The sequence below is a fragment of the Rhizobacter sp. genome (genome assembly GCF_031412495.1).
Lineage (GTDB): Bacteria > Pseudomonadota > Gammaproteobacteria > Burkholderiales > Burkholderiaceae_C > Schlegelella_A.
On the sequence record NZ_JANODC010000102.1, the window covers coordinates 1 to 4563 of the forward strand.

General features: G+C 69.9%; 3 protein-coding genes. 2 read left to right on the forward strand and 1 reads right to left on the reverse strand.

Annotated features, from left to right (window positions below; translation table 11 throughout):
• On the forward strand, positions 1-856 hold an 856-nt coding region (locus AC30N0_RS03700), incomplete at its 5' end, for a hypothetical protein (RefSeq protein ID WP_489516583.1).
• A gap of 57 nt (positions 857-913) precedes the next feature.
• Here AC30N0_RS03700 and AC30N0_RS03705 read toward each other — a convergent pair.
• Positions 914-2950, reverse strand: a complete 2037-nt coding sequence (locus AC30N0_RS03705) for a S8 family peptidase (RefSeq protein ID WP_489516584.1) — start codon at positions 2948-2950, stop codon at positions 914-916.
• Between the two features lie 201 nt (positions 2951-3151).
• On the opposite strand from AC30N0_RS03705, the gene AC30N0_RS03710 reads away from it, so the two are divergent.
• Positions 3152-4563, forward strand: a 1412-nt coding sequence (locus tag AC30N0_RS03710) for an acetate--CoA ligase (RefSeq protein ID WP_489516585.1), incomplete at its 3' end; no start/stop codon positions are given.

Genomic DNA, 4563 nt, shown 5'->3' on the forward strand with positions numbered 1-4563 from the left:
CATCCGCGGCCGCAGCTTCGACTTCGGCCGCAAGTTCCTGCCCGATGGCCTGTCCAAGGTCGCCCAGCTGCCGTTCCTGACGGCCGACGAGAAGCGCTTCTTCTCGCAGGTGCAGGGCCGCACCTACGCCAACATGTTCGCCCTGGTCGAGCGCTTCATCGGCGCCAAGATGGCCGAGCTCGGCCGCGGCCACGCGCTCGGCGACCAGGTTGCCTTCGAGGCGCTGGTCCGGCTCACCGACGAGGAGCTGAAGCACCAGGAGCTGTTCCGTCGGCTCGACGCGATGACCGCCGCGGGCATGCCCGACGGCTACCGGTTCCTGCCGCAGCCGAACGACGTCGCCAGCGCCGTGCTCGGCGCGTCGACCTGGGCCGTGCTCGCGCTCACCTGCGACATCGAGCTGTTCTCGCAGGCGCACTACCGCAGCAGCATCGAGTCCGACGGCAACCTTGACCCGCTGTGGAAGGACGTGTTCCTGTTCCACTGGCGCGAGGAGTCGCAGCACGCCATCGTCGACGAGCTCGAGTGGCAGCGCGAGAACGACAGCATCGATGCCGCCGGCCGCGACCGGGCCGTCGACGACCTGATCGGCCTGGTCGGCGCCGTCGACGGCATCTGCCAGATGCAGGCCCGGGAAGACGCGGCCTACTTCGTCCTCGCCCTCAGCCGCCCTTTCGAGCCGAAGCAGGTCCAGGCCATCGAGGCGACGATGCTGGCCGCGTACCGCTGGCAGTACATCACCACGGGCGTGCAGGACCCGCGCTTCCTCGAGATCCTGGGCCCTATGCTCGACGCCGCGCAGGTCGCGCGCATTCAGGCGGCCCTGGCGCCCATCGTGGGGACGAGCCTGAACTGAGGTCTGCGGTGCCGCGCGTCGAGGGACGCGCGGCGCGCAGGCCGGCTCGGGACCTCGTCAGCGCCTGGCCACGGTCGACGTCAACGCGGCGGCGACCTCGCACTGCTTCACGGTGCCGGGGAGCGGGTCGTTGCCGAAGAACGCGTTCGTGCAGGCGCCGTTGCCGGTCACGCTTTTGGTAATCCAGGTCGCGCCGCTGCCGTACCGGACCGTCTGCGTGCCGCTAACGCTGAAGGCTTCCCACTCCCCGGCGATGCGCGTCCAGGCCGGCGCGGTCGCGACCTGGCACTCCTTGACGATGCCGTTGGCGGGATCCCTGCCGAAGAAGCTGTTCGTGCAGCTGCCAACACCGGTGACGCTTTGCGAGATCCAGGCCGAGCCGCTGCCGTAGCGAACCGTCTGCGTGCCGCTGACGCTGAAGCCTTCCCATTCGTTGGCGATCTTCGTCCAGCCGCTGATCGCCGGCGGCGGCACAGGGCTGGCAACTGTCGTCGAGACCTCGCAACCTTTGCGGATTCCGTATGCCGGGTCGGTCTGGAAGAACTCGTTGGTGCAGGCTCCGCCGCCGGTGATCGTCCGCATGATCCAGTACGGCTCGCTCCCGTAGCGCACGGTCTGCGTGCCGTTCAGGGAGAAGGGCTGTCCTTCTTCCGCGATGCGCGTCCAGCCGTTAGGGGTCGGCGGGGTCGGTGCGGGTGCAGGTGAGGGCGCAGGCGTGGGTGCCGCCAGCCCTGCCAGGCTCGCGGCTGCATCGACGATCCCGGCCCCGCAGAGCGACGTGTTGCAGTCGTTGCCGGTCCCGGTAGGAAAGGGGCGGGCCGCGGCGCGCAGCCGCTGCGCGACCTGTGCCGGCGTCAGCGAAGGGTCGAGCGAAAGCATCAGGGAAACGACACCGCTGACGTGCGGGGTGGCCATGCTCGTTCCCTGGAACCAGGCGAAGCTGTCCGCCGCCGGCGTCGTCGAGCCGGTGTTCAGCGTCGACAGGACGGCGTCGCCGCTGCCGCCCCCGGGCGCGGCGATCGTGACCTTTGCGCCGAAGTTGCTGTAGCCGGCCCGTCCGCCGTTGCGCGTCGTTGCCGCGACGGCGATGACGCCATTGCAGCTCGCCGGCTGCGCGCCCGCGGCGTCGGCGTTGTTGTTGCCGGCGGCGACCACCACGACGGTGCCGCGGGCGACGACGTCGTTGACGGCGCTCTGGAAGGCGGCCGAGCACGTGCCGCTGGCGCCGAGACTGATGTTCTCGACGCGGGCCGGGTATGGGTTGGCGGGCACCCCGGGGACATCGATCCCTGCGGCCCAGCGCATGCCGTCGACGATGTCGGAGGTGTAGCCCCCGCACCTGCCGAGCACGCGCACGGGCACCAGCCGCGAGACCCAGTTGATGCCGGTGACGCCCGCCCCGTTGTTGCTCGCCGCTCCGATGGTGCCGGCGACGTGAGTGCCGTGCCAGGAGCTGGCGGCGCCGTTGCAACCATAGTCGCCTGGATCGGCTGCGTTGGCGTCCCGGCCGTCGCCGTCGTTCGAGACGGCCGTGTCAGCGATGAAGTCGAAGCCGCCAATCGTTCGGCCGGCCAGCTCCGCATGCGGCAGGACGCCCGTGTCAATGATCGCGATGCGGATTGCACTCGAGCCTGTCGAAAGGTCCCAGGCCCGCGGCAGGTTGATGCCACCTGCCGCCTCGTGGTAGTGCCACTGCTGGCCGAACATGGTGTCGTTCGGGGTGGAGAGCGGGTGCATCACGGTGTCTGGTTCGATCGACGCGATGCGCGGGTCGGTGGCGAGCCGGCGCACGAGCTCGCGGGTTTCCAGTCGCATGACCCGGCGGCCGAGCCGCACGACGTGGGCGTCTCCCGACATCGGCCGGACGTGGTCGAGGCGTTCCCCGAAGGCGCTGCCGATGGCGGTCAGCTTGGGCCGCGGGTCGCCGTTTCGGTCGCGGAACCTGACGATGAAGCGGTCGGTGGAGTCGCTGTCCTGCACGAGCTGTGCGGGCGCAGCGCGGTCGGCGTTGACGCCGGCGTGGGCGATGCCGGAGGAGAGCAGGGTGGCGAGGAGGGCGAGGGTCTTGAGGTGATAGCGCGGGCAAGCATTCAATTCGTGGTCCAGGGAATTCGGCGGGCACCGGGAAGCCCCGGAGCGCGCATTTTCAAGAGCTGCGCTCACACCGCGTAAGCGGCTGTAACCGTGGCCTCAGTCGGCGGCGGGGTGCCGTTCCGGCGTGGAGGGTCGATGCCGGACTCCGGGCCTGGGCACATGAGGTAAAAGAGGCGCTCAAGATCGCAAGGAGACATCCGCATGAGCGCAGAACAGAACGTCTACCCGCCCTCGGCCGCCGCGATGAAGGATGCGTGGGTCTCCGGCATGCCGGCGTACCGGGCACTCCGCGACGAGGCCGAGCGCGACCACGAGGCCTACTGGGCCCGCCTGGCCCGCGAGCTGATCTCCTGGCGGACGCCGTTCCGCACGGTCCTCAACGCCGACAAGCCGCCCTTCTTCAGGTGGTTCGAGGACGGCACGCTGAACGCGTCGTACAACTGCCTCGACCGGCACGTCGAGGCCGGCCTCGGCGACAAGACGGCGATCGTCTTCGAGGCCGACGACGGCGCCGTCAGCCGCGTCAGCTACGCGGAGCTGCTCGAGCGGACGTGCCGCCTCGCCAACGCGCTGAAGGCGCGCGGCCTGGTCAAGGGCGACCGCGTCGTCATCTACATGCCGATGTCGATCGAGGGCGTCGTCGCGATGCTGGCCTGTGCCCGCATCGGCGCGACCCACTCGGTGGTGTTCGGGGGCTTTTCGGCGCAGAGCCTGCGCGACCGGATCGCCGACACCGGCGCGGTGCTCGTCATCACCGCCGACGAGCAGATGCGCGGCGGCAAGGCGTTGCCGCTGAAGGCCATCGTCGACGAGGCGCTCGCCGGCCCGGGCCACTCGGTGCGCGACGTCATCGTCTACCGGCGCACCGGCGGGCCGGTCACCTTCGTGGCGCCCCGCGACAAGTGGCTGCACGAGCTGGTGGACAAGGAGCCGGCGAGCTGCGAGCCGGAATGGGTCCTCGCCGAGCACCCGCTGTTCCTGCTGTACACCTCGGGCTCGACGGGCAAGCCGAAAGGCGTGCAGCACTCGACGGGCGGCTACCTGCTGCACGCGGCGCTGACGACCAAGTGGACCTTCGATCTCAAGCCCGACGACGTCTTCTGGTGCACCGCCGACATCGGCTGGGTCACCGGCCACACCTACATCGCCTACGGCCCGCTCGCGCTCGGCGGCACCGAGGTCGTGTTCGAGGGCATCCCGACCTACCCCGAAGCGAGCCGCTTCTGGCGCACGATCGCCAAGCACAAGGTGAGCATCTTCTACACCGCGCCGACGGCGATCCGCGCGCTCATCAAGACGGCCGAAGGCAGCGAGGCGGTGCATCCGAGGAAGTTCGACCTGTCGAGCCTGCGCATCCTCGGCACCGTGGGCGAGCCGATCAACCCGGCGGCGTGGGAGTGGTATCACAGGGAAGTCGGCGGCGGGCGCTGCCCGGTGGTCGATACCTTCTGGCAGACCGAGACCGGCGGCCACGTGATCACGCCGCTGCCGGGCGCGACGCCGCTGGTGCCCGGCTCGTGCACGCTGCCCTTCCCGGGCATCGATGCGGCGGTCGTCGACGAGCAGGGCAACGAGCTGCCGAACGGCAAGGGCGGCATCCTCGTGATCAGGAA